A 25,056-nucleotide genomic window follows, 5' to 3' on the forward strand; every position below is an offset into this window, starting at 1 on the left:
CTCACCTCCCCTTCCCGATCATCGGTGGACCGCCGTAAGGTACGCCACCCACACCCCGTCCCTGCGGCAGGGCCACGACCATGGTGGGCCAGGCGTCGCCACGAGCGTCGACCAGATCGACCGACACGTGCACCGGCAACTGGTCCGTGGCCTCCCAGCGGTCCTGCCAAGGCCCCAGCGCGCCCCCGTCGTCCATGCCCCGGTAGCGGAAACGGGCCTCGCGCAATCCAGCGGCCAGCACCTCGGGCGGCCGGGTCTGCGGCTCAGTCACCGTTTCGCCCGCCTGAACCATCGAGAACGACACGCCAAGCCCCATCTCTGCCCCGTCTCGATGGACGGCGATGTCGTGCAGGTGGGGTCCGCCACGACCCAGGTAATTCGGCAGGTCTGCCACGAATCGCACGCGCTCGGGTTCGCCGACGAAGCGCAACGGCTGGCCGCTGGCGTCATCCAGGGAAAACGACATCGGCAACGCGCCCGCCAGGCGGCGCCGCAGGAATCCCTCCACCGCGCGCATGCGATCGCTGCGCTGGGCCATGTCTTCTCCGCGCTCAACCACGGCCGTCGTCGCGCGAAGGGTGGCAAAGGCCAACGCCAGTCCGGACGCCAGCAGCACGGTGGCCAGCAGGACCTCGATCAGGGTGAATCCCCGCTGCCGGGAGCGTCCCGCGGGGGCATGGGCGCGGCCGTCGGCTCGGCGCGTGGCCGGCAATCGCCGGGACGCATCGCCTTTCGATGCCGGATTTCGTCCCAACCTTGCCACGTGCGCGCCGTCGTGGAGTCCGGCGGAGCCCGATCGCCGCGGTGCGCTCCCGGACCCGAGCCTGCCTTCGGGACGACCGGCGGCGTGGCGTCCAGCACCCGCTCCACGCGGCTTCATGGCACCACCCCTTGCGTCAGGTCCTGGGGCACCAGCCGCAGCGAATCCACGACAAGGTTTTCGCGGGGGCCGCCATCCCCCCAGGTCACCAGCAGCCGCAACTGCAGTAGCCGCGGTGCGAAGGGATCGACCGTGGCTGGCGACGGGCGGGCCGGGTCCTGGTAGGGCGCGACCTCCAGCGTCCAGCGATAGCGGCCCGCCTCGAACTCCCCGTCGCGGCGCCCGGGTTGCAGAACCTCGCCGACGCCGGTCTGGGCGAGCAGGGATTCAGCATGCAGCGCGGCGCGCCCCGCGTCGGCGGACCACCGCACTTGCCGGCTCGCGCCGGACAATGTCCCCAGCAGCAGGGTCAGGGCCAACGCCAGCACCGCGAAGGCCACCAGCACCTCGATCAGCGTATAGCCCCGCTGCCACGATCCCCCCGCACGGCCTGCAATGATGCCGTCGGCTCGGCTTGCGCCATTGAATCGCCGACCCGAACCGCTCTTCGGCCCCGGCAAGCTTTCGATCCCGCCTGCACCGAGGCCGCCGCAGCGGCTTGCGAACTTGAATGGCCGGGGGTTGCCCGCACAACCATGGATGCCGTCGGCACGGTTTGCGCCACAGCATCGCCGGCCCGCACCCCTCGGCCCTCGCAAGCGTTCGATCCCGCCTTCCGCGTCGCGCGCGACCACGACATCGGCATCCCGCCCGCGCCCGGTGTCGCTTCCGAGTCCCCGTCTCATGGCGCCGGCTCCGCCCGGTGCAGGCGCACCTCGCCGGTCAACCATGCGACGTCGACGTTCCAGGCCGCATTGCGGAAGCTCAACCGCACGCGACCACCGGTGGAGGCGCCGTCGCCGAAGAACACGATCACTCCCTCCGCTTCGCGCGCCTGCACCTCGCGGGCGCCGGTAAAGGTGATGCCCAGCCGTTCCGGCACCTCGCCGCTGCGCTCCTCCGCCGCCCGCCAGGTGTGCGCCGCGGGGTCGATGCTGAAGCTTTGCGGGCTGCCGGTGGCGATCGCATGGGCGCGGGTGAAGCGTAATTGCGACGCGATTTCCTGCGCGCTGGACTTGAGCTGCAGGCGATCCAGGCCGCCGGTGAGCACCCCGGCGGCCAGCAGCCCCGTTGCCGCGATCAGCACCACGACCAGCAGCATCTCCAGCAGGGAAAAGCCGCGTACCAGGCAACGCCCGATCCGCGAGCCGGCGGCTCGACCCCTCATCCCGCCAAAACCGCCTGCGCCACGCGCCCGCCGCGATGCCGCTGCCGCACCTGCGAGGAATTCACGACCGCCTGCGCCGACCGCTTGCCGACGCACGCCGGTTCGCGGGTCGTACCCCACGACCGCCGCCGCAGCCACGACGCGGCCGCTGGAACGCTCAAGCCCATGCAGCCGCACCCTCATCATCGAGGTGCACGGGCGGACATCATCGCCCCGCCTCGCCACGCCCATGGACGGGCTGCCACGCCAGTGTCTCCTGCGCGGATCCCTGGCAACGGCACGCCGCACGGGGAGATCTTCGAGCGCATCGCTTCACGATCCGGATCGCGGCGCGCCTGCGCTATTCGTACCGGATGTCGGCGTCGACGCTGGTGCCGCCGGCACGCTTGTCGGCGCCGAAGCTGATGATGTCGAAGGGACGGCCGTCACCGGGCACGCGGTACTCGAAGGGCGTGTTCCACGGATCGTTGAGCTCGCCTGCCTTCGCGTACGGCCCGAGCCATCCACCGGCGTTGCCGGGTTGGCTGACCAGTTCGTCCAGCGAGTTGGGCAATGCGCCCGTATCCATCTCGAACTGCTGCACCTTTTCGGCCAGGGTCTGCACCTGCGCCTTGGCCAGGTTCACCCTTGCGCGGTCCCCGCCACCCAGGATGCGCGTGGCCGCGAAGGCGACGATGCCGCCGATCAGCACCACGACCAGGATGATTTCGATCAGGCTGAAGCCCCGCTGCCGAGACCCCGTCGAGCCCACGCGAACGAGGCCGTCGGCACGGCTTGCAACGATGAACGGCCCGCGACACCCGCCCTCATGCCGTCGCAAACGCATGCGGATCGCACCGCGCCCCTGGGATACGGGCAGGGATAGGGTCGGCCTGTTGGAACGGATGATGGATCGGTTGCGACGCATGAAAAATCCTCTGGTATCGGGCGGGCCTGGGTCTATTGTGATCGAAGTGGCGGATGCGGGTTTTTCCCAGCTTGCGCCGATCGGCCGGGAATCGCGCCCGGTGGGCCGACTGCCCCACCGGGCTGGCGGCGACGTCACCCGATCACGTTCGTCAGGTCGTAGATCGGGATCAGCACGGCGAGGATGACCACCATCACCACGCCTGCCAGCAGCATGGTGATCACCGGCACCAGGGCCGCGAGCATCCGGTCGAGCGCCTGGCCGGTTTCCTGGTCGAAGGTGTCGGCGGTCTTGAGCAGCATGCTGTCGAGTTCGCCGGACTCCTCGCCCACCTGCACCATCTGCAATGCCAGCCTCGGGAAGCGCTTGCCCTTGGCCAGCGCCGTCGACAGGCCGACGCCGTTCTTGACGTCGTCCGCGGCGGCCTCGACATCCGCCGACAGCGCGCGATTGCCCAGCACGTTGCGGCCGATGCCCAACGCGACCAGCAGCGGTACCCCGTTCTTGAGCAGGGTGCCCAGCGTGCGCATCAACCGCGCCGTCTCGAGCTTTGCCACCAGCGGCCCGGCGATCCGCTGCCGCAGCAGCCAGTCGTCGAAGGCGGCGCGGAAGGCGGGATCGCGCAGCTTGCGGTCCAGCCACCAAAGCGCCAGCGCCGGGATGGCCACCAGCACGATCCAGAAATCGCGCACGAACATGCCGATGCCGAGCACGATCCGGGTGAAGAACGGCAGGGTCGCGTCCAGGCTTTCGTACATCGCGGCGAACTGCGGCACCACGTAGCCGAGCAGGAACAGCAGCGACAACCCCACCATCGTCAGCAGGATCGCGGGGTAGATCAGCGCGTTGACCACGCGCGCGCGCAGTGCGCGAGAACGCTCGAGGTAATCCGCCAGGCGCTGCAGGGTCTCGTGCAGGCTGCCGCCGGCCTCGCCGGCGCGCACCATATTGATGTACAGCCGCGAGAACGTGCCGTGCTGGCGTTCAAGCGCCGTCGAGAGCGCGGTACCGCTGCGCACCGCGTCGCGGACATCGGTGATCGTGCGCTTGGCGGTCTCGTCCTCGGGCAGTTCGAGCAGGATCGTGAGCGCACGATCCAGCGGCTGCCCCGCCCCCAGCAGCGTCGCAAGCTGCTGGGTGAACTGCACCAGCCGCTGGCCGGCGAAGGGCTTGGGCTTGAACAGGGTCTTCCAGGCCCCGTCACCCCCGGCCTCGCTGGCCAGCCGCGCCTCGATCGGCAGGTGTCCCTGCTCCTGCAGGCGCAGTACCACCTCGCCGTCGCTGGCGGCTTCCATCTGGCCGTCGAGCGTTTCGCCGCGGTTGTTGAGCGCCTTGTACCGGTAAAGGGGCATGCGTCCTGGGCCGCTCAGTCGCAGGCCAGCTTTCCGGCGTCGACGACGCGCGGGTTTCCGAGCGCGAAGGCGCGCACCGGATGCTGCCAGAGTTCGAAGCTCGAGATGCCCGGCGTGACCGCGCAGGAACTGGCGTAACGGAAGCGCTCGCCGTCTTCGGAGACGTACAGGTCGAACTTCAACGACACCTCGAGGTCGTGTCGGATCGACAGGGTCGCCTCGCCGTCGCCAGCCACCCCCGAGGCAAGGACATTGGCGGCGGATGGCGCCGCGGCCGCGCTCGCGCCGACGCCCTCGCCTTCGAGCTCCACCAGCAGCCCCAGCGGTGGATCTCCGCTGCCGACCACGAACCCTTCGGGCATCTCCGCCCTGGCCAGCACCTTGGCCGAGGGATCGGCGGCATGCATTGGCCCCGCCGCCAGCGAGGCGGCAAGCAGGGGGACCGAAAGGAGTGTCTTGTTCATGGCAGTCGGGTTCCGGTCGTCACGCGTGGAAGGACGGCGCCGAGGTCAGGCGTCCTCGGTGACGCGCAGCACTTCCTCGATGGTGGTCACGCCAGCCAGCGCCTTGAGGATCCCGTCCTCGTACATCGTGCGCATGCCTGCCTCGCGGGCGAGTTGCTCGAGTTCGCCCATCCCCGCATGCCGCATCACCGCGCGGCGCAGGGCGTCGCTCATCACCAGGAACTCCATGATCGTGGTGCGACCCAGGTAGCCGGTCGGCGACAGCGCGGAGGCGCGCGGGTGGTAAAGGAAGATCTCGCCCTCGGGCTGGTGGCGGCGCAGGTCGAATTTCTCGATCTCCTCGGGGGACGCGGGATAGCGCTCCGCGTGCTCCGGCTCGAGCCTGCGCACCAGCCGCTGGGCGAGGATGCCGTTGATGGTGGAGGTCAGCAGGTAGTCCTCCACTCCCATGTCGAGCATGCGGGTGATGCCGCCGGCGGCGTTGTTGGTGTGCAGGGTGCTGAGCACCAGGTGGCCTGTGAGCGCGGACTGGATCGCGATGCGCGCGGTCTCCAGGTCGCGCATCTCGCCGATCATGATGATGTCGGGGTCCTGGCGCACGATACTGCGCAGTGCGTGGGCAAAGTCGAGGCCGATCTGCGGCTTGGCCTGGATCTGATTGATGCCCTCGATCTGGTATTCGACCGGATCCTCGACGGTGATGATCTTGACGTCGGGCGTGTTGAGCTTGCTCAGCGCCGTGTAGAGCGTGGTGGTCTTTCCCGAACCCGTGGGTCCGGTCACCAGCAGGATCCCGTGCGGCTGCTCGAGCACGCGCTGGAACTGCGGCAGGAAGTTGTCGGTGAAGCCCAGCCGGTGGAAATCGAACACCACCGTCTCGCGGTCGAGCAGTCGCATCACCACGCTCTCGCCGTGCGCGGTGGGCACCGTCGAGACGCGCAGGTCCAGCTCCTTGCCCTGCACGCGCAGCATGATGCGGCCGTCCTGCGGCAGCCGCCGCTCGGCGATGTTGAGCTTGCTCATGATCTTGATGCGGCTGATGACGGCGGCGGTCAGGTTGGTGGGCGGGCTCTCGCCTTCCTCCAGCACGCCGTCGATGCGGTAGCGGACCTTGAGCCGGTTCTCGAACGGCTCGATGTGGATGTCGGAGGCACGCAGCTCGACCGCGCGCTGGATGATCAGGTTCACCAGGCGGATCACCGGCGCCTCGGACGCCAGGTCGCGCAGGTGCTCGACATCGTCGACGTCGCCGCCGCCGTCGCCGTCGGCGGTCTCGACGATCGCGCCCATGGCGCTCCGGCCCTGCCCGTGCCAGCGCTCGATCAGGTCGTCGATTTCCGAGCGCAACGCCACGCTGGCGCGCACTTGCTTGCCCGTGGCCAGCGCGACGGCGTCGCCGGCATAGGTATCCTGGGGGTCGGCCAGCAGGATCTCGACGTGGTCTTCGGTCTCGGCCACCGGCACGACGTGGAACTGCTTCATGAACTTGGGCGTCAGCGCGATCTCGTCCGGCGGCAGGTCGGGCGCGTCCTTGGTGCTGACCAGGGGCAGGTCCAGGACCTGGGCGCAGGCCTCGGCATGGTCGCGCTCGGACACCAGGCCGAGGCGCGCGAGCAGGGTCAGGAGGCTGCCTCCGGTCTCCTCCTGGAGGCGGCGGGCCCGGACCAGGTCCGCATCCTTCAGCCGGCCTCTCTGCACCAGGGCGGCGACCACGCGCTCGTCGGCGCTGGTTTCCAGCGCGGCGTCGCCCGCAGCTTCGTTCACGATTGCGTTCACGCGACCTCCATTTCCGTTGGCGACTTTAGCAGGACGCAGACGCGCTCACCTTCCCCGGGGTGCGGCCGGAGCGGTCTTTCCGGGTCGGCCTGCGCGCCCCTCTGCTTGCGCTCCCGGTGGGGGCCAAGATTGCGCGTCCGCAGGAGCACGCGCAACACGGCTCGCTTCGGCCCGCGCATCCGGCCCCCCGCTTGGGGCGGCACGACATAAACGCATCCCGACGGTCGGCACCCCATCGCTTTCCGTTCGGAGGGCAAGGCGCTAGGGTGGCCGGATTGCGCCCTGCCGCCGCCCGCGGATACAAAATGGTGGCATCGATGACCGATCCTGCAAGCCAGCCGCCGAGACCGGGTGAGAGGCGCCAGCACCGCGAGCAGCGTGCGGACCAGTTGCGCTGGATCGCCCAGGCGCGCTCCTTCGGCGCCACGCTCGATCGCCTGCCGCAAGCCCTGATGCTCGTCGTCCCGGGTCGGCCGATCCGTGTCTGGTACGCCAATGCCGCCGCGCGGCAGCGCTTCTCGGAACCGGGACCCTTGCGCCTGCGGCAGGACCTCCTGCTGGTCGGGGACGACGCGACCGCGCTGCATGGCGCCCTGCGGCGTGCGGGCACGGCCATCGCGGCGCATCGGGAGCGAATCGACCTGCCGGGCGCCGACGGGGTTGCCGGCTTGCAACTACACGTGGAGGCCCTGGACTTCGGTGCCAGCGCCGACCTCCCCGTATCCCAAGTGGTACTCATCGAAGCGCATGCCCCACTGCCCGACACCGTGCCGCTGGAGCGGTTGTGCCGGGAATTCGGCCTGACCCCGGGCGAGGCCGGCGCCGCGGTGCGCCTGCTGGCGACTGGCTCGCTGGAACAGATCGCCCGGGACACCGGCAGGTCCATCCACACGGTCCGCACCCAGATCAAGGGTGCGATGGTGAAGACCGGCACCCACTCCCAGGCGGCGCTCGTCGGCCTGGTCAGCCGCCGCCTGTCGGCCTGAGCGCACCGGGCGCCGGCATACACCAAATGGGCGATGACCCGTTTGGCCCCGGTCCCTAACGTGCGTTGCCTGACTGCCAAGGTGGCGGCCGGGTAACAGGGGGAATACCGAATGAAACTTCCATCCGCGGCCAAGGGCCGCTGGATCGCGGCTGCGACGCTGCTGGTCCTTTCGACGATTGCGGCGCCGGCGATGGCGCAAAACTGCCCCGGATTCGTCAACGGCATCAAGGTGCAGCCGGGCAATGTGTCGTTCAACGAATACGACGCCGCGGCCGGCTACGCTGCCGTGGTCGTCACCTTGGGAACCAACCGGACCACCATCCCCAGCGGTGCAAGCGTCGCCTGGACGCAGACGGCCGGGCCGGCCGTCGTGCTGAGCAACGCGAATACGTTGGCACCCTCCTTCACCGCCCCGACCGTGGGGCCGGGGGGCGACGTCCTGGCCTTCCGGGTGACCGCCACCTGCACGAGCCGCACGGGCACGGAAACGGGCATGGACACCGGCACCGTCACCATCGTCAACGTCGATCGTCCACCCGCCGTCGCGCCCCTGGCCTCTCCGCCTGAGGCGGCGGTTGGTGACACCGTCGTTCTCAGCGCAAACGGCAGCGACCCGGACGGGGATGCCATTACCTATACCTGGACCCAGGTGCCCAATGGCGCACCGACTGCGGCCCTGGCCACGCCCAACGCCGCCAGCACGCAGTTCGTCGCCCCCGCCGCGGCCAACGACTACACGCTCGAGTTCCGGGTGACCGCCCGCTCCAATGCCTTGTCGGCATCGGCGACCGTGCTGGTGAACGTCACGGCCGCCAACCTGGCCCCGTTCGCCGCGCTGGCTTGCCCGAGCGTGGTCGGCGAAGGACAACCGCTGCGCCTGGACGGCTCCGGCTCCTACGACCCCGAGGGCGGCGCCCTCACTTACGCCTGGTTCGTCAACGAGGCGGACGCAGGCCTGGGATTCAGCCTGACGGGTGAAGCCGGACCCGTGGTCGAACGCTCCGCCCCGTCCTTGGGATTGGACATGGTCGGCGGCGTCGAAGTCGCATTGCGCGTCACCGACGACCAGGGCCAATACGTAGATGCCCTGTGCACCTTCATGATTGCGGACGTCACCGCCCCGTCGCTGACCCTGCCCGATGACTTGTTGCTGGACGCCGACTCGGCCGCCGGCACCCTGGTCCCGGCGTACGCGGTTTCGGCACTCGACAACGTCGATGGCGACCTCGGCGCGCTGGTCGCCTGCTCCCCCGCTGCGCCGCACCAGTTCCCGATGGGCGCGACCGCGGTGTCTTGCGGCGTCGAGGACAGCGCCGGCAACGCTGCGGCCGGCAGCTTCAACGTCGATGTCCAGGACCTGTCGCCGCCGGACTTCGGCCCCGTGTCCGACATCGCGATCGAAGGCAACGCCCTCGGCGGCGGCATCCTCGCCTACGCCTTGCCCACGGCCACGGACAAGGTCGACGCCGACGTGACCGTTGTGTGCGTGCCGCCCTCGGGCGACCTGTTCCCCGTCGGATCCACGACGGTCGAATGCACCGCGACCGATGACGCGGGCAACGAGTCCACCGCCGCCTTCACCGCCACCGTGCACGACACCACGCCGCCCACCCTCGACCTGCCCGCCGACATCGCCGGCGTCGAAGCGACCGGCCCCGATGGCGCGCCGGTTGACTTCACCGCGACCGCGTTCGACATCGTCGACGGCGACCTGGTCGTGTACTGCACGCCGGCTTCCGGCAGCACCTTCGAGCTCGGGCCGACGATGGTGAACTGCAGCGCGACCGATACGGCGAACAACACCGGCTCGGGCAACTTCAGCGTCCAGGTGGTCGATACCACGCCCCCGGCGGTCACCCCGCCCGCGAACACGACCGTCGAGGCCACCGGCTTCCTGACCGCCGTGGACATCAGCACCGCCACGGCGACCGATGCCGTCGGCGTCGTCTCGCTCGGCCACGACGCCCCGGCCAGTTTCCCGGTCGGCACGACCACGATCACCTGGACCGCCTGCGACGCGGCGAGAAACTGCGGCACGGCAACCAGCCTCGTCACGGTGACCGACACGACGCCGCCGACGCTGACCCTGCCGGGCAACATCGCCGGCGTCGAAGCCACCGGGGCCTCGGGCGCGATCGTCACCTTCTCCGCAACCGCGTCGGACCTCGTCGACGGCGTGGTGGTGGTGACCTGCACCCGGGCGTCCGGCAGCACGTTTGCCCTGGGAACCACTCCGGTGGCGTGCAGGGCGACGGACTTGGCGGGCAACACCGGCACCGGGGGCTTCAACGTCACCGTCGTCGACACCACGCCGCCGTCGTTCGACCCCTACACGCCGCCGGCCCCGGCCGTGGCGTCGGGTAACTCGCAGGCCCTGGTCAGCTTCCCACTGCCCGTCGCGCGCGACCTGGTGGATGGAGCCGTCACGGTGTCATGCGATCGCGCCTCCGGCAGCAGCTTCCCCGTCGGACGGACCCGGGTGTCCTGTTCGGCGAGCGACAGCCGCGGCAATACCGCGACGATGGGCTTCGACGTGGTCGTCTCGTACGCCTGGACCGGCTTCCACCGCCCGGTGGACAACTTCCCGGTCATCAACGCGGTCAAGGCCGGCAGTGCGATCCCCGTGAAGTTCAGCCTGGGCGGCAACCAGGGCCTGGACATCTTCGTGGCGGGTTCCCCCGCTTCGGGTGCGGTCGCCTGCATGGGCGGCTACACCGAGGAGATCACGCTGAGCGAGACTGTCAACGCGGGTGGCAGCAGCCTGAGCTACGACGCCACCGCCGGCCAGTACGTCTATGTCTGGAAGACGGACAAGGGTTGGGCCAACAGCTGCCGCATCCTGCAGATCAACCTGCGCGACGGCACCATGCAGAAGGCGGTCTTCCAGTTCAAGAAATAACGAATCCAGCCGGTTACAACACCGCAGAGGCCGGCCCGCAAGGGTCGGCCTCTTGCTTTGGCGAGACGCGCGCGCCCGTTAGGGAACCGTCAGCCCACCCAGGCCCGCGCGTTGCGGAACATCCGCAGCCAGGGTGAATCCTCCGGCCAGTCGGCCGGTGCCCAGCTCAGGTTGATGCGGCGCGGGGTCCGCTCGGGGTGCGGCATCATCAGCGTGGCGCGGCCGTCGTCGCTGCACAGGCCGGCGACGGCGTTCTCCGAACCGTTGGGGTTGGCCGGATAGTCCCGTGCCTCGGCACCGTCGCCGGAGACATAACGCAGCGCGACGCGCGCGGCGTCGCGGTCGGCGTCGCCGTGGAACGTGGCCCTGCCCTCGCCATGCGAGACGGCCACCGGGATCCGCGACCCCGCCATCCCCGCCAGGAACAGCGACGGCGACTCCACCACCTCCAGCAACCCCAGCCGGGCCTCGAACTGCTCGCTGCGGTTGCGCAGGAACCTCGGCCAGTGCGCGGCCCCGGGAATGATGTCCTTGAGCTGCGACAGCATCTGGCAGCCGTTGCACACCCCCAGCGTGAAGCTGTCCCCGCGCGAGAAGAATTCCGCGAATGCCTCTCGCAGGGCCGGCCGCTCCAGGATCGACGTGGCCCAACCGCGGCCGGCGCCGAGCACGTCGCCATAGCTGAAGCCGCCGCAGGCCGCGAGGCCGGTGAAGCCGTCCAGCGACGCCCGGCCCGAGACCAGGTCGCTCATGTGCACGTCGACGGCATCGAATCCCGCGCGTACGAAGGCCGATGCCATCTCGACCTGGCCGTTCACGCCCTGCTCGCGCAGGATCGCCACGCGCGGCTTGTCCTTCAGGTTGAGGTATGGGGCGGCGATGTCTTCGCCGGCATCGAAGCTGAGTGAGGGCTGCAGCCCCGGCGCGTCGAAGCGGCGCGCGGATTCGCGTTCCTCGTCGGCGCAATCGGGGTTGTCGCGCTGGCGCTGCATGGCGTGGCTCACCGACCACCAGGCGTCGAACAGCGCCTCCCATCGCCAGCTGGCCAGGGTCTCGCCCTCGTCGATGACGCGCACCGCCGGGGACGCCGTCGGCCGCGCGATGCGCTGCGCGCACTCGACCAGGCCGTGACGGGCGACCAGGTCGGCGAATTCCGCGCGGTCCTCGACCGCGATCTGCACCACGGCGCCCAGCTCCTCGTTGAACAGCGTGCGGAACACGTCTTCGGCGCGGTCGCCGCCCCAACCGTCGAGCAGGATGTCCAGGCCCAGGCGCGAGCAGAACGCCATCTCGCACAGGGTCGCGAACGCGCCGCCATCGGAGCGGTCGTGGTAGGCCAGCAGCATCCCGGCCTCGCGCGCCTCGCGGATGAGTTCGAAGAACCCCCGCAACCGCCGCGGGTCGTCGAGGTCGGGACATGCGCCGCCGAACGTGCCGTGGCACTGCGCGAGGATCGATCCGCCCAGCCGTTGCTTGCCGGCGCCCAGGCCGATCAGCCACAGCTCCGTCTCCGGATCGCGCGACAGCAGCGGCGTGAGTTGCTTGCGCACGTCGACCACGCCGGCGAAGGCGCTGACCACCAGCGACACCGGCGACACCGAGCCGTCCTGTTCGCCGTCCGGGCCGGGCCACTGCGCCTGCATCGACAGCGAATCCTTGCCGACCGGGATGGCCAGGTCCATCTCGGGGCACAGCGCCATGCCGACGGCGTGCACCGCATCGAACAGCTTGGCGTCCTCGCCCTCGTGTCCGGCCGCCGCCATCCAGTTGGCGGACAGCTTGATGCGTTGCAGCGTCTCCACGGGCGCCGCGCACAGGTTGGTGATGGCTTCGCCCACCGCCATGCGCGCGGCGGCGGCGGCGTCGAGCAGCGCCAGCGGCGTCCGCTCGCCGATCGCCATCGCTTCGCCGGTGAAGCCCTCGAAGCCGGACACGGTGATCGCACAGTCGGCCACCGGCAACTGCCAGGGCCCGACCATCTGGTCGCGCGCGGTCAGCCCGCCGACCGTTCGGTCGCCGATGGTGACCAGGAAGCTCTTCGACGCGACGGTGGGATGGGCCAGCACCCGCAAGCCGGCCTGCTGCAGGTCGATCCCGGCGCTGTCCAGGGCCGGCCAGCGCACGGCTGCCGGATGCCCGGTGTCGCGGTGCATCTTCGGCGCCTTGCCGAACAGCACGTCCATGGGCAGGTGGATCGCCCACTGGCTTCCATTGGCCTGCGTGCCGCCCGGGGGCGACTCGCCGACCGCGTCGACGGTGGCGCCGTAACCCACGACCAGGACCTCCTCGGCCGTCGCCGTGCCGACGACGGCATACGGGCAACGCTCCCGCTCGCAGATGGCGGCGAAATCCTCCAGCCGCTCCCGCGGCACTCCGAGCACGTATCGCTCCTGGGACTCGTTGCACCACAACTGCATGGGCGACAGCGAGGGGTCGTCGCTGGGAACGCGGTCCAGGTCGATGACGCCGCCGACGCCGGAGTCGTGGAGCAGCTCGGGGATGGCGTTCGACAAGCCACCCGCGCCGACGTCGTGGAACCAGAGGATGGGATTGCCGTCCTCGCCCAGCGCCACGCAGCGGTCGATGACTTCCTGGCAGCGGCGCTCCATCTCCGGGTTGTCGCGCTGCACGCTGGCGAAGTCGAGGTCGGCGCAGCTGTCGCCGGAGGCAACCGAACTCGCGGCGCCGCCACCCAGGCCGATGAGCATCGCCGGGCCGCCGAGCACGATCACTGCGTCGCCAGGGGACAGTCGGCGCTTCTCCACCTGCACGCGGTCGATCGCGCCCAGGCCCCCGGCGAGCATGATCGGCTTGTCGTAGGCGCGGGTCGGGCCGCCGGGCTCGTCGATCTCGAAGCTGCGGAAATATCCGGCCAGGTTGGGGCGGCCGAATTCGTTGTTGAACGCCGCGGCGCCCAGGGGTCCCTCGGTCATGATCTCCAGCGCCGGGGCCATGCGCGGATTCAACGCGCGTGGGGTTTCCCAGGGTTGCGGCAGGGCCGGGATGCGCAAGTGCGACACCGAGAACCCGCACAGACCCGCCTTGGGCTTGCCGCCGCGGCCGGTCGCGCCCTCGTCCCGGATCTCGCCGCCGGCGCCGGTGGAGGCGCCCGCGAAGGGGGAGATCGCGGTGGGGTGGTTGTGGGTCTCGACCTTGATGCAGAACGCGCTCTCGGTGGCCGCTTCGGCCCGGTAGGCGCGGCTGCCCGGATCCGGGCGGAAGCGCCTCGCGGTGTAGCCCTCGACCACCGCGGCATTGTCGCTGTACGCCGACAGGGTGTGCTCGGGCGTGTGCGCATGCGTGCGCTTGATCATCTTGAACAGCGTCGCCGGGGCGCCGCCGGCTTCCATGGCCTCGCCATCGATGGTCCAGGTGGCGTTGAAGATCTTGTGGCGGCAATGCTCGGAATTGGCCTGCGCGAACATCATCAGTTCGACGTCGGTGGGATCCCGCCCCAGCTCGCCGTAGCGCTCGCGAAGGTAGGCGATCTCGTCCGCGGCCAGGGCCAGTCCCAGCCGGGCGTTGGCCTCGTCCAGTGCGGACAGCGGGATACGTTCGAGGGTGCCGCGCGCCGGCGTGGCGAACAGCGCGCCGGCCTGGCCGTGGCTGGCGAGCAGGGACTGCGTCATCGGATCGTGCAGGACCAATGCCACCGCCCCCTGCGCATCCGCGTCGGCCGGCCAGCCGACGAGGTCCAGCCGCATCCCGCGCTCGACGCGCCGGATCGGCAGGCCGGCGGCATGCAGCAGCTCGGTGGCCTTGCTGGCCCAAGGGGAAATCGTGCCCAGGCGGGGCGAGACGAATCGCGACACCGCGCCGGTCTCCAGCGGCGCTTGATCCGCGCCCGCCTGGAGGATGCGGTGCAGGACGTCGCGGTCGGGCTCGGCACCCGGCGCCAACTCGACCCAGTAGACGTGCCACGCACCGAGGACGCGCATTCCGGGGGAGTGCGCCTGGAGGCGGGATTCGAGCCGTTCGCGGCGGAACGGCGACAGGGCCGGTTGGCCCTCGAGAACGATCATTCCGGATCGACCGTGGAGCGGGCTGGGTATTCTAGCGAAGCCGGCAGGCCGCCGGCGGGGACGCGGTGCCGGTCAGTGCCCGCCCGCCACCGCGGCCCCGGGTCCGGCCTCGCCTTCCGCGGCGAGCTTGTCGAGTGCGGCGCGCAGCGCCTCGGGGGGCATGTAGCCAGGCATCTGCACGCCCGATTCGGTGATGATCATCGGCGTTCCCGTCAGGCCGGCGCGCTGGCCGATCTCGTATTGCATGCGGACCGGGTTCTTGCACTGCTTGGCGACGACCTTGCGGTCGTTCTTGGCGTCGGTCAGCGCCTTGCGCCGATCCTGCGAGCACCAAACCGCCTCCATCTTCTTGAAGTCCTCGCTGGCCACGCCCATGCGCGGGAATGCCAGGTACTCCACGGCGATGCCCTGCTTGTTGTACTCGGCGATCTCCTGGTGCAGCTTGCGGCAGTAGCTGCACCCGACGTCGGTGAACACCGCCACCGTGTATTTCGGGCTTGGCGGGGCGAAGATGATCCGGTCCTTCGTGGGCACGGTGTCGAGCAGCTCCCGGCGCACGACCGACAACCCGACCTGGCTCAGGTCCTTCTTGTCCTTGACGTCGTACAGCGTGCCCTGGACGAGATAGCGGCCATCGTCGCTGACGTACAGCACCTGACCACCCACCACGACCTCGCGGAACCCGGGCAAGGGGGCCGCGGCGATGCGGTCGACCTTGATCTCCTCGTTGATCGTGCGGATCGCGGCCAGCGCGCGGGCATCCGGCGTACCCGCCTCGACCGCCGGCGCATCGGCGGACGTGGCGGGCGTCGTGCCCTTGCCACCGTTCGCACGCTCCGGCGCGGGCGACTGGGCGCACGCGGACAGGCTGGCGACGCCAAGCAACAGGGACAAGCAATAAGGGAGGCTGGATTTCATCTGGGATTCCGGTTCGATGGGCGGCGTTGGACTCGCCGGGCCGCGCAGGGTTCCGGCAAATTGTCGCACGGGTCCCCGAAACCGCGGCCCGTCCGTCCGGCGATCGCGGCCGCGCCTCGGATCAACCCGGCTAGCCGCGCGGGTGGTGCCGGGCATGCAGCCGCTTGAGCTGCTCGCGGGCGACCAGGGTGTAGATCTGCGTGGTCGACAGGGAACTGTGGCCGAGCAGCATCTGCAGCACCCGCAGGTCGGCGCCGTGGTTGAGCAGGTGGGTGGCGAAGCTGTGCCGCAGCCCGTGCGGGCTGATCCGCGCCGGGTCGATGCCTGCCGCGGCCGCATGTCGCTTGACCAGCCCCCAGAACGCCTGCCGGGTCAGCGCTTCGCCCTTCGCGCCCAGGAACAGCGTGGCATGGGCACGCTTGCCGGCCAGCGCGGGGCGCGACTGCTGCAGGTAACGCTCAAGCCAGTGTTGCGCCTCCTCGCCCAGGGGCACGAGCCGCTCCTTGCCGCCCTTGCCGCTGACCCGCAGCACGCCCTGTCGCAGGTTCACGGCCGTGGCCGCCAGGCCGACCAGCTCGCTGACACGCAGGCCACAGGCGTACATCAGTTCCAGCATGGCGCGATCGCGCAACCCCAAGGGCGCGGCCACGTCCGGGGCCGCCAGCAGGGCATCGACCTGGCTTTCCGCCAGCGCCTTGGGCAGGGACCGGGGCAACTTGGGCGGGTCGAGCAGTGCCGTCGGGTCGTCCTGGCGCGCCCCACGGCGCAGGCGATGCGCATAGAAGGCACGCAGCGCCGACAGCAGCCGCGCGTTGCTGCGCGGCGAATAGCCTTGGCGTGCGCGCCAGGACAGGTAGTCGAACAGCGCTGCCCTGCCCGCGTCGGCGATCGCGCCATCGCGGCCGTCGTGCCAACGCGCGAATCCCTCCAGGTCGCGCCGGTATCCGTCGAGCGTCTGGCGCGCCAGGCCGGACTCCGACCACAGCGCATCGACGAAGGCGTGGATCGCCCCGGCATCGACATCGCGCAACGGCGGCAACCGCATCGCCTGCTGGCGGCGTTCGGCGGGCGTGGTCGGGGCCATGCATCCAGCTTAACCAGCGAGGGAAGGCGCCGCTATGCTGTGGCCATGGCCCAGCGCGCCCCGGATTCCGCCCCAGACCGTCCCGATGGCGAAGCCGAGGCCGCGCCCGCCCTGGTCGGCTGGCGGCTGCTGGCGCTGTTCTACGACCTGTGGCCGGCCGCGGCACTGTGGTTCCTGCTCTCCTTCCTCTTCAGCCTGGCCTACGCTGCGTCAGGCCACGACATGCACGAGAACATCGCGCCGTTCAGCGCCCTGCAATGGCTGCTCTGGGCGAGCTGCTGGCTGGCCAGCGGCGCCTATGCCGTGGTGAGCTGGCGACGCGGCGGCCAGACGCTGGGGATGCGGCCGTGGCGGCTGCGCGTCACCACCCCGGACGGTGGCGTGCCGACGCCCGGGGCGCTGTGGCTCCGGTACGTGATCGGCACGGTGTCCCTGCTCGCCGCCGGCCTCGGGTTCTGGTGGGCGTGGCTCGACCGCGACCGCCTGGCGTGGCACGACCGTGGCAGCGGGACCCGGCTGGTGCGGGAGGCGAAGGCTGGTTGAGGCTGCCGCATGGCGCCAACCGGCAGCTCCCCGCCTCCCGAACGCCGCAGGTGCCCTTGGACACCTGATTCCCGCGTTCGCTTACCCGCTTCGCTTGCGGAACAGCATCCAGGAGATCGACAGCATCAACAGCGGCGGCACCGCGTAGGCCATGCGGTAGTCGAACTTGTACACCGCCGCCAGCCGCACCACCTGGTTCTGCAACAGCCAGAAGCCGAGCGCGAACACGATGCCGATGAACAGGCGGCGCCCCAGTCCTCCGCTGCGCAGGGAGCCGAACGCGAATGGCATCGCCGCCAGGCACAGTGCCAGCACGTTGAGCGGGTAGAACCAGCGGCCCCAGTAATGCTCCTCGAATTCGCTGGCGTCCAGGTTGTTGCGCCGGCGGTAGTCGATGCCGCTGCTCAGATCCTCCGCCGTCATGTATCGCGGGTTCCAGACGCTGCGGGCGTTGGCGGCCAGCGCGGCGGCGTCCAGTTGCGAGTCCCACTGCTCCTCCATGACCTCGGTCCGGGTGACGGCACGCGGGTCGAAGTAGGTGCGCTTCACGTCGCGAAGCCGCCAGCCGCCTTCGCTGCGGTGTTCCGCGATGCCGGCGTTGGCGATCGATTCGAGGCGGCCCTCCTCGTCGAACTCGAACAGGCGGACGTCATTGAGCTCCAGCCACGTGTCGTCGCCTTCGGCGCGTTCGCGACCGGACTGCGCGTTGAGGAAGATGTCGCCCTCGCGCGCCCAGAGGCCGGAGTACTGCGCCACGATCATGTCCTTGGAGCGGGCCGCGGCGCGCAGGCTGTCGGCGCTGCGCTGGGCCATGGGTCCGAGCGTCTCGCCGTTGACCATCATCAAGCCGGTCAACAGCAGCAGCGGCGCCGCCACGGAGACGCTGAGCCGGCGCCGCGACAGCCCCAGCGCGCGCATGGCCGTCAACTCGGAACTGGCGGCGAGCTGGCCCAGACCGAGCAGGGTGCCGATCACCGCCGCGGTGGGAAACATGGTGTAGGCCCGCCGCGGCACGGTGTAGCTGACGTAGGTGACGGCACTGAGGAACCCGTAGTTCCCCTGCCCCACCTTGCCGAGCTGGTCGGCCAGCGCGAGCACGGCGTCGAGGCCGACCAGCACGAACCAGGTCAGCACCACGGTCCCGAACACGACGCGCGCCGCGTACGTGTCGTGGATCTTGGGAAACGGCTTCATCGGCCGACCCTCGTCACGAACCGCGGCGCCTTGATGCGCCCGTCGCCGAAGTAGATCCAGGCCGCGACCGCGAGCAGCGGAAGCACCAGCCACCACAATCCGAGCGCCTGCGGCACCACGCCCTTGGACACCCATTCGGTGCCCAGCAAGGTGAAGTTCATCGCCACGATGTAGGCGAGGAAGCCGACCAGCACACGCCCGTAGCGCGCCTGCCGGGGCGGGCTACGCGCCAACGGCACCGCCAGCAGCGCGAAGGCCAGGGCCAGCAGCGGTGGCGCCAGCCGGAAGTGCAGCTGCGCAACTGCCTCGCGGCGCGGATCGCCGAGCAAGTCCAGGGTCGAGGCGAGCTCCGGGTCGTCCTCGAGCGCCTTCTCCTCGCCATCCGGCAAACGCAGTTCGTTGCTCTTGTAACGCATCAACCGGAAATCCAGGCCAGCGCCCAGCGGCCCCTCGACCCTGAAGCCCTGGTCGAGCGTGAGGTAGCGCTCGGTGCCGTCGACATCCAGCCGGCCGGTACGTGCCGTGGTGACGTCCATGCGGTCGTCCTGCTGGCGGTAGACAAAGACCCGCGCGAGGCCCGAACCGTCGTTGGACATGCCGCCGACGTAGACCACCCCGCCGCCGGGCAGCTCCGTGAAGCGTCCCGGTTCCAGCCCCGCCAGCAGCAGGTTGCGGTTGCCCTCGTCGATCATCTGCTGCGAGAACTGCCGGGCCCACGGTCCCAGCCACAGCGAGACCACCGCGATCGCCACCACCATGGGGGCGGCGAGCAACAGCAAGGGGCGCAGCAGGCGGCGCGGACCGACGCCGATCGACATCAGCACCGGCATCTCGGCATCGCGGTATAGGCGGCCCACCGACAGCATCAGCCCCAGCATCAAGGCCAGCGGGAGGATCAGCGGCAGGTAGTTGAGGACCTGCAGGCCCAGCTGGGAGAGCATCATGCCCGCCGGGACGCGGCCGCGCGCGATGTTCCCCAGCACGTCGGCAAACACGCCGCCCAGGCTGACGATCATGAGGATCACCAGCGTCGCGAACGTGGATTCGGCGAACTCGCGGAACAAATAACGGTCGAGCTTCGGCATCCGGGAGCCTTGCTTTAGAATGGGGGGTTCACTCATCCCGCGCATCGGTCGCGCCGGCACGCTGGCGCCAGCGGCGTCCTGCCGCAGTCTGAACGACCGATTGTAAGGAACACTTCACGGAATCTCGTTGATGACCCTCGAATTCGCCCTGAACCAGGACGCCCCCGCCGCCGCCACCGTCGACTGCGTCGTGGTAGGGGCTTACGCCGACAAGACGCTGACCCCCGCGGCGCAGGCGCTGGACAAGGCCAGCGAAGGACGGCTGAAGAAGCTGCTGGAACGGGGCGACCTCGAAGGCAAGACCGGCAGGACCGCCTTCGTCCATGACCTGGCGGGGGTCGCCGCGCCCCGCGTGCTGGTGGTCGGCCTGGGCGAGCAGGCCAAGTTCGGCGTTGCCCAGTACCTCAAGGCCGTCGGCGACGCCGCCCGGGCGCTGAAGACCGGGTCCAGCAAGTCCGCGCTGCTGACCCTGGCCGAGGTCGAGGTCAAGGACCGGGACGCCGCCTGGAACGTCCGCCAGGCCGCGATCGCCGCGAGCCATGCCTGCTACCGCTACGTCGCCACGCTGGGCGAGAAGAACAAGAAGCGCCAGCACACGGGCCTAGAGCGCCTGGAGCTGCCGGGTACCGATGCCGACGCGCTGGCCCAGGGCAAGGCGATCGCCGCCGGCGTCGAATTCGCCCGCGAGCTGGGCCACCTGCCGCCCAACATCTGCAACCCCGCGTACCTGGCCGAGCAGGCCACCACCTTCGCCGGCCGGTTCGACAAGGCCGAGTGCGAGGTGCTGGAGCGCGAGGACATGGAGCAACTGGGCATGGGCGCCCTGCTGGCGGTCGCCCGTGGCTCGGCCAACGCGCCGAAGCTGATCGTCCTCAAGTGGAACAACGGCGGGGACGCCAAGCCCTACGTGCTGGTCGGCAAGGGCATCACCTTCGATACCGGCGGCGTCAACCTCAAGACCCAGGGCGGCATCGAGGAGATGAAGTACGACATGTGCGGCGCCGCCGGCGTGATGGGCACGTTCGTCTCCGTGGTCGGCCTGCAGCTGCCGATCAACCTGGTGGTGCTGGTGCCGGCGGTGGAAAACGCCATCGACGGCAACGCCTACCGGCCGTCCGACGTGATCACCTCGATGGCCGGCAAGACCATCGAGGTCGGCAACACCGACGCCGAGGGCCGGCTGATCCTGTGCGATGCGCTGACCTACGCCGAACGCTTCAAGCCCGCCGCGCTGGTCGACGTCGCCACCCTGACCGGCGCCTGCATGGTCGCGCTGGGGCGCTTCGCCAGCGGCCTGATGAGCAAGCACGACGACCTGAGCGAGGAACTGCTGGCGGCGGGCGAGCACGTGTTCGACCGCGCCTGGCGCCTGCCCCTGTGGGACGAATACCAGACCATGATCGACTCCACGTTCGCGGACGTCTACAACATCGGCGGGCGCTGGGCCGGCGCGGTCACGGCGGGCTGCTTCCTGTCGCGCTTCACCGAAGGCCAGCGCTGGGCGCACCTGGACATCGCGGGCAGCGCCAGTGGGGAGGGCAAGAACGGCCTCGCCACGGGGCGCCCCGTCGGGTTGCTGTCGCAGTGGCTGATGGACCAGGGCACGAAGGCCAAGGCATGAGGGATCCGCGGAGGAACATCGGCCCCGGTCGACTCCGCGCCCGGTTCCTCCGTGCTGGCCTACATGCCCCCGCGAGAACCGCTGCGCCGATACCTTTCCGTCCCGACTGCTGAATCGCCTGGATGCCGCGCGCCGACTTCTACCTGATCGCCAAGCCGAGGTTCCGCGACGAGCCACTGCGCCTGGTGTGCGAACTGGTGCGCAAGGCCTACGAGGCCGGGCTGTGGACCCTGGTGCTGGCGCGGGACCGGGCGCAGGCGGAGGCGCTGGACGACCTGTTGTGGGACATGGGCGAGGACGCCTACATCCCGCACCAGGTCGCCGGCGACGAAGAGGACGACCTGACCCCGGTGGTCATCGCGCCGCCCGAGTTCGACGCCCCGCTGCGGCCGCTGGTGGTCAACCTGCGCGATGCGCCGGTCGACGGCGCCTTCGAGCGCGTGCTGGAAGTGGTGCCGGCCGAGGAAGGCGCCCGTGGGCCGGTGCGCGAACGCTGGAAGCATTACCAGGCGCGCGGGCTCGACCTGAAAAAGCATGACATGTGAGCACACCGGGCAGCCGGAACGGATCGACACGATGAACGAAACCATCGCCACCGGATACGACCCGAAGGCCTTCGAGTCGCGCCTGTACGCCGACTGGGAATCCAGCGGCGCCTTCGCGCCCGGCGGCGACGGTCCTGCGTATTCGATCCTGCTGCCGCCGCCCAACGTCACCGGCACCCTGCACATGGGCCACGCGTTCCAGCACACGCTGCAGGACGCGCTCATCCGCTACCACCGCATGCTCGGCCACCGCACGCTGTGGCAGATGGGCAGCGACCACGCCGGGATCGCCACCGAGATGGTGGTCGCGCGCAACCTCGCGCTTGAAGGCAATCGGGTAACGCGCGATTCGCTGGGGCGCGAGGGTTTCATCGAAAAGGTCTGGGAGTGGAAGCGCCAGTCGGGCGACACCATCAAACGGCAGATGCGGCGGCTCGGCACCTCGGGCGACTGGACGCGCAGCGTGTTCACCATGGATCCGATCGCGTCGCAGGCGGTGGTCGAGGCCTTCGTGCGGATGCACGAGGCCGGCTTGGTCTATCGCGGGCAGCGCCTGGTCAACTGGGATCCCGTGCTCAAGACCGCGATCTCCGACCTGGAGGTGGTCAACGAGGAGGAGGACGGCTTCCTTTGGTCGATCCGCTACCCGCTCGCCGGCGGCGCGACCTACGAGCACGTCGAGCGAGACGCGGACGGCCATGAAACCCTGCGCGAGACGCGCGACTACGTGGTGGTGGCGACCACGCGCCCGGAAACCATGCTCGGCGACACGGCCGTGATGGTGCACCCCGATGACCCGCGCTACGCCGGGCTGGTCGGCAACTCGGTCGCCTTGCCGCTATCGGGGCGCGAGATCCCGGTCATCGCCGACGCCTACGTCGACCGCGCGTTCGGCACCGGCATCGTCAAGGTGACGCCGGCGCACGACTTCAACGATTACGCGGTCGGCCAGCGGCACGACTTGCCGCTGATCAACATCTTCACCCCCGATGCCGCCATCAACGACGACGCGCCGGAACAGTACCGCGGACTGGACCGGTTCGACGCGCGCAAGGCCGTGCTCGCCGACCTGGAAGCCGCCGGCCTGCTGGTCGAGATCCTGCCCCACAAGCTGCAGGTTCCACGCGGCGACCGCAGCGGCCAGGCGATCGAGCCCTACCTGACCGACCAGTGGTTCGTGAAGATGGACGGGCTCGCCGAGCGCGGCCTCGAGATCGTCGAGTCGGGTGACGTGCGCTTCGTGCCGCCGAACTGGATCAACACCTACCGCCACTGGATGGAGAACATCCAGGACTGGTGCATCAGCCGCCAGCTGTGGTGGGGGCACCGGATCCCGGCGTGGTACGACGCGGGCGGGACCGCCTACGTCGGCCGCGACGAAGCGGAGGTGCGCGAGAAGCACGGGCTGGGCGCGGAGGTCGTACTGACGCAGGACAGCGACGTCCTCGAGACCTGGTTCTCCTCCGGCCTCTGGCCGATCAGCACGATGGGCTGGCCGGATGCGGACGCGATGCGCGAACGCGGCTTCGGCGACTTCGTGCCGTCCAGCGTGCTGGTCACCGGATTCGACATCATCTTCTTCTGGGTGGCGCGGATGATCGTGATGACCGACCACCTGGTCGGCGAGGTGCCGTTCAAGGACGTCTACATCACCGGTCTGGTCCGCGACAAGGACGGGCAGAAGATGTCCAAGTCCAAGGGCAACATCCTGGACCCGCTGGACATCATCGACGGCATCGCCCTCGACGACCTGGTCGCCAAGCGCACCACCGGGCTGATGCAACCGAAGATGGCCGACAAGATCGCCAGGGCCACGCGCAAGGAGTTTCCCGACGGCATCCCCGCTTTCGGCGCCGATGCATTGCGCTTCACGATGGCCGCGCTGGCCGGGCCCGGCCGAGACATCAAGTTCGACCTCGCCCGGGCCGAAGGCTACAAGAACTTCTGCAACAAGCTCTGGAACGCAACGCGTTTCGTGCTGATGAACACGGAAGGCTTCTCCGCGCCAACTGCCGGCGATCCCGCCGCCAACGACGCGAACGGCCTCGACCTGCCTGCAGCGGCCACCGACGCCGAGAAGTGGATCCTCGCCCGGCTGGCCAATGCCAGTGCGGAGGCCGAGGCGCATTTCGCCAGCTATCGCTTCGACCTGTTGTCGCAGGCGCTGTACGAGTTCGCCTGGAACGAGTTTTGCGACTGGTTCGTCGAGCTCGCCAAGCCCGCGCTCAACGGCGGCGACCAGGCGGCCGCCGACGGCACGCGCCACACCCTGCTGTTCGTGCTCGAGCGCCTGCTTCGCCTGCTGCACCCGCTGGTGCCGTTCGTCACCGAGGAACTGTGGCGCCAAGTGGCGCCGCGCCTGGGCATCGATGCGCCCACGATCATGTTGCAAGCCTATCCGCGCGCGGACGATTTTGACGCGGCCCGTTTTGCGCGCGCCGAGGCCGACGTCGAATGGCTCAAGCAGATGGTGTCGGCCCTGCGGCGCATCCGCGGCGAACTGGGCGTGCCGCCGTCGAAGCAGGTCGGCCTGCTGCTGCAGGGCGGCACCGACGACGACGCCGCGCGCATCCAGCGCTTCGGCGCGCAGCTCCGCTTCCTCAACCGCGTGGCCGCCATCGACACGCTAACCGGCGAGCCGCCGCCCGCGGCCTCGGCGCTGGTCGGCACGCTCCAGTTGTACGTTCCGCTGGAAGGGCTGGTCGACCTCGATGCCGAGCGCGCACGCCTGGACAAGGAACTCCGGCGCGTCGAAGGCGAACTCGCCAAGTCCCGCGGCAAGCTCGCCAGCGAGACCTTCGTGCAGAACGCCCCGGCCGCCGTGGTCGAGCAGGAGCGCACGCGCCTGGCCGACTGGACCACGCAGCGCGACGCCATCGCCGCACAGCGCGCACGGTTGTAAGCCCCCTGCGAAAGCGCCTGCCGCGGACTGCGCGGGCCGCATCGGGCTGGATCGCCCGCGCGCGCCGAAGCGCCTCCTCGTCCGGGTGCGGGCGCAGAGCGGAGACCGGCACGGGGTGGGCGCTCCCGAGCCTTCCACCGGGCCGGCGATCCGTCGCCACGGATCGATGGCTAGGGATCGAGCAGTTCCTGGGCCATCACGATCGCGTCCTCGCGCCCGCCTTGGGCAGGGTAGTAGCGCGGCCGGCGGCCGATCTCGTTGAACCCCTCGTCGTGGTACAGCGCGATGGCCGCCGGGTTGGACGGCCTGACCTCCAGGTACAGCCGCTGCGCGCCCTGGGCGCGGGCGATCCGCATGAGGTCGCGCACCAGGCGGCGGCCATGGCCTTCGCCCTGCCGCCGGGGTTCGATGCAGACGTTGAGCAGGTGGGCCTCCCCCGCCGCCACGCTCAGGACGCCGTAGCCGATGAGCCGATCGCCCTCGCCCAGCACCCAGGCCGGATAGCCGGCCTGCAGGCAGTCGCGGAAGATTCCATGGGTCCACGGGAACGGGTACGCGCGCCGCTCGATCTCCATCACCACGTCCAGGTCCGCTTCGCGCATCCGCCGCAGGGTCGCGGGCAGGCCCGCGGCGGCTTCGGACGTGACCGCGCTCATCGCGCCGCCTCCC

The 25,056-nt window shown here is 69.9% G+C and carries 19 protein-coding genes; 6 read left to right on the forward strand and 13 right to left on the reverse strand.

Annotated features, from left to right (window positions below):
• Position 1 precedes the first annotated feature (1 nt).
• From ABD970_RS00530 to gspE, 7 genes are all read right to left on the reverse strand, one after another.
• Positions 2-712 carry a prepilin-type N-terminal cleavage/methylation domain-containing protein gene (locus ABD970_RS00530; protein WP_345293550.1) on the reverse strand — a complete coding sequence of 237 codons (711 nt, stop codon included), beginning with the start codon at positions 710-712 and terminating at the stop codon, positions 2-4.
• 164 nt (positions 713-876) lie between these two features.
• On the reverse strand, positions 877-1,317 hold the full coding sequence (gene xpsI / locus ABD970_RS00535) for a type II secretion system protein XpsI (protein ID WP_345294523.1): 441 nt from the start codon (positions 1,315-1,317) through the stop codon (positions 877-879).
• A gap of 284 nt (positions 1,318-1,601) precedes the next feature.
• Entirely contained in the window at positions 1,602-2,087 is a 486-nt protein-coding gene (xpsH, locus tag ABD970_RS00540) for a type II secretion system protein XpsH (RefSeq protein ID WP_345293551.1), read from the reverse strand.
• Positions 2,088-2,427: 340 nt separating this feature from the next.
• Positions 2,428-2,871, reverse strand: coding sequence for a type II secretion system major pseudopilin GspG (gene gspG, locus ABD970_RS00545; RefSeq protein WP_345294524.1), 444 nt, complete (start codon positions 2,869-2,871; stop codon positions 2,428-2,430).
• A 257-nt stretch (positions 2,872-3,128) separates the two neighbouring features.
• Positions 3,129-4,346 (reverse strand): type II secretion system protein XpsF, encoded by a 1,218-nt coding sequence (gene xpsF / locus ABD970_RS00550; protein WP_345293552.1) that lies wholly within the window; start codon positions 4,344-4,346, stop codon positions 3,129-3,131.
• Positions 4,347-4,360: 14 nt separating this feature from the next.
• The gene (locus ABD970_RS00555; RefSeq protein WP_345293553.1) at positions 4,361-4,810 is read right to left on the reverse strand and encodes a hypothetical protein; all 450 of its coding nucleotides are present in this window, start codon (positions 4,808-4,810) and stop codon (positions 4,361-4,363) included.
• Between the two features lie 45 nt (positions 4,811-4,855).
• Positions 4,856-6,586, reverse strand: coding sequence for a type II secretion system ATPase GspE (gspE, locus tag ABD970_RS00560; RefSeq protein ID WP_345293554.1), 1,731 nt, complete (start codon positions 6,584-6,586; stop codon positions 4,856-4,858).
• 317 nt (positions 6,587-6,903) lie between these two features.
• Here gspE and ABD970_RS00565 point away from each other — a divergent pair, with 317 nt between their 5' ends.
• The gene (locus ABD970_RS00565) at positions 6,904-7,572 is read left to right on the forward strand and encodes a helix-turn-helix transcriptional regulator (protein ID WP_345293555.1); all 669 of its coding nucleotides are present in this window, start codon (positions 6,904-6,906) and stop codon (positions 7,570-7,572) included.
• 111 nt (positions 7,573-7,683) lie between these two features.
• On the forward strand, positions 7,684-10,473 hold the full coding sequence (locus ABD970_RS00570; protein ID WP_345293556.1) for an HYR domain-containing protein: 2,790 nt from the start codon (positions 7,684-7,686) through the stop codon (positions 10,471-10,473).
• An 89-nt stretch (positions 10,474-10,562) separates the two neighbouring features.
• Here the strand turns inward: ABD970_RS00570 and purL are convergent, their stop codons facing one another.
• The 3 genes from purL to xerD all read right to left on the reverse strand — a co-directional run bounded on the left by purL (position 10,563) and on the right by xerD (position 16,497).
• The gene (purL, locus tag ABD970_RS00575; protein ID WP_345293557.1) at positions 10,563-14,495 is read right to left on the reverse strand and encodes a phosphoribosylformylglycinamidine synthase; all 3,933 of its coding nucleotides are present in this window, start codon (positions 14,493-14,495) and stop codon (positions 10,563-10,565) included.
• Between the two features lie 72 nt (positions 14,496-14,567).
• A complete protein-coding gene (locus ABD970_RS00580; protein ID WP_345293558.1) occupies positions 14,568-15,413 on the reverse strand; it encodes a DsbC family protein in 846 nt (281 codons plus the stop codon).
• A 130-nt stretch (positions 15,414-15,543) separates the two neighbouring features.
• Entirely contained in the window at positions 15,544-16,497 is a 954-nt protein-coding gene (gene xerD / locus ABD970_RS00585) for a site-specific tyrosine recombinase XerD (RefSeq protein ID WP_345293559.1), read from the reverse strand.
• A gap of 45 nt (positions 16,498-16,542) precedes the next feature.
• Between xerD and ABD970_RS00590 the strand changes: the two genes are divergently transcribed.
• Positions 16,543-17,040: an RDD family protein gene (locus tag ABD970_RS00590; RefSeq protein ID WP_345293560.1), complete on the forward strand. Its 498-nt coding sequence runs from the start codon at positions 16,543-16,545 to the stop codon at positions 17,038-17,040.
• Between the two features lie 81 nt (positions 17,041-17,121).
• On the opposite strand, the gene lptG is transcribed toward ABD970_RS00590, so the two are convergent.
• Positions 17,122-18,234: an LPS export ABC transporter permease LptG gene (gene lptG / locus ABD970_RS00595; RefSeq protein ID WP_345293561.1), complete on the reverse strand. Its 1,113-nt coding sequence runs from the start codon at positions 18,232-18,234 to the stop codon at positions 17,122-17,124.
• Positions 18,231-19,319, reverse strand: a complete 1,089-nt coding sequence (gene lptF / locus ABD970_RS00600) for an LPS export ABC transporter permease LptF (protein ID WP_345293562.1) — start codon at positions 19,317-19,319, stop codon at positions 18,231-18,233. Before lptF ends, lptG begins: the two co-directional genes overlap by 4 nt.
• A gap of 130 nt (positions 19,320-19,449) precedes the next feature.
• Here lptF and ABD970_RS00605 point away from each other — a divergent pair, with 130 nt between their 5' ends.
• From ABD970_RS00605 to ABD970_RS00615, 3 genes are all read left to right on the forward strand, one after another.
• Positions 19,450-20,940: a leucyl aminopeptidase gene (locus tag ABD970_RS00605; RefSeq protein ID WP_345293563.1), complete on the forward strand. Its 1,491-nt coding sequence runs from the start codon at positions 19,450-19,452 to the stop codon at positions 20,938-20,940.
• A gap of 122 nt (positions 20,941-21,062) precedes the next feature.
• Positions 21,063-21,485 (forward strand): DNA polymerase III subunit chi, encoded by a 423-nt coding sequence (locus ABD970_RS00610; protein WP_345293564.1) that lies wholly within the window; start codon positions 21,063-21,065, stop codon positions 21,483-21,485.
• A 31-nt stretch (positions 21,486-21,516) separates the two neighbouring features.
• Entirely contained in the window at positions 21,517-24,387 is a 2,871-nt protein-coding gene (locus ABD970_RS00615; protein WP_345293565.1) for a valine--tRNA ligase, read from the forward strand.
• A gap of 170 nt (positions 24,388-24,557) precedes the next feature.
• On the opposite strand, the gene rimI is transcribed toward ABD970_RS00615, so the two are convergent.
• Complete coding sequence (gene rimI / locus ABD970_RS00620; RefSeq protein ID WP_345293566.1) at positions 24,558-25,043, reverse strand: ribosomal protein S18-alanine N-acetyltransferase; 486 nt, start codon at positions 25,041-25,043, stop codon at positions 24,558-24,560.
• Positions 25,044-25,056 lie beyond the last annotated feature (13 nt).

Origin of the sequence: Luteimonas vadosa (assembly GCF_039543545.1) — a bacterium.
GTDB classification, from domain to species: Bacteria; Pseudomonadota; Gammaproteobacteria; order Xanthomonadales; family Xanthomonadaceae; genus Luteimonas; species Luteimonas vadosa.

Excerpts from the sequence above, each read along its gene's own strand:
- xpsH (WP_345293551.1), bottom strand. The coding sequence starts at position 2,087 with ATGAGGGGTCGAGCCGCCGGCTCGCGGATCGGGCGTTGCCTGGTACGC.
- xpsF (WP_345293552.1), bottom strand. The coding sequence starts at position 4,346 with ATGCCCCTTTACCGGTACAAGGCGCTCAACAACCGCGGCGAAACGCTC.
- ABD970_RS00555 (WP_345293553.1), bottom strand. The coding sequence starts at position 4,810 with ATGAACAAGACACTCCTTTCGGTCCCCCTGCTTGCCGCCTCGCTGGCG.
- ABD970_RS00565 (WP_345293555.1), top strand. The coding sequence starts at position 6,904 with ATGACCGATCCTGCAAGCCAGCCGCCGAGACCGGGTGAGAGGCGCCAG.
- ABD970_RS00570 (WP_345293556.1), top strand. The coding sequence starts at position 7,684 with ATGAAACTTCCATCCGCGGCCAAGGGCCGCTGGATCGCGGCTGCGACG.
- purL (WP_345293557.1), bottom strand. The coding sequence starts at position 14,495 with ATGATCGTTCTCGAGGGCCAACCGGCCCTGTCGCCGTTCCGCCGCGAA.
- ABD970_RS00580 (WP_345293558.1), bottom strand. The coding sequence starts at position 15,413 with ATGAAATCCAGCCTCCCTTATTGCTTGTCCCTGTTGCTTGGCGTCGCC.
- xerD (WP_345293559.1), bottom strand. The coding sequence starts at position 16,497 with ATGGCCCCGACCACGCCCGCCGAACGCCGCCAGCAGGCGATGCGGTTG.
- ABD970_RS00590 (WP_345293560.1), top strand. The coding sequence starts at position 16,543 with ATGGCCCAGCGCGCCCCGGATTCCGCCCCAGACCGTCCCGATGGCGAA.
- lptG (WP_345293561.1), bottom strand. The coding sequence starts at position 18,234 with ATGAAGCCGTTTCCCAAGATCCACGACACGTACGCGGCGCGCGTCGTG.
- lptF (WP_345293562.1), bottom strand. The coding sequence starts at position 19,319 with ATGCCGAAGCTCGACCGTTATTTGTTCCGCGAGTTCGCCGAATCCACG.
- ABD970_RS00605 (WP_345293563.1), top strand. The coding sequence starts at position 19,450 with ATGACCCTCGAATTCGCCCTGAACCAGGACGCCCCCGCCGCCGCCACC.
- ABD970_RS00610 (WP_345293564.1), top strand. The coding sequence starts at position 21,063 with ATGCCGCGCGCCGACTTCTACCTGATCGCCAAGCCGAGGTTCCGCGAC.
- ABD970_RS00615 (WP_345293565.1), top strand. The coding sequence starts at position 21,517 with ATGAACGAAACCATCGCCACCGGATACGACCCGAAGGCCTTCGAGTCG.
- rimI (WP_345293566.1), bottom strand. The coding sequence starts at position 25,043 with ATGAGCGCGGTCACGTCCGAAGCCGCCGCGGGCCTGCCCGCGACCCTG.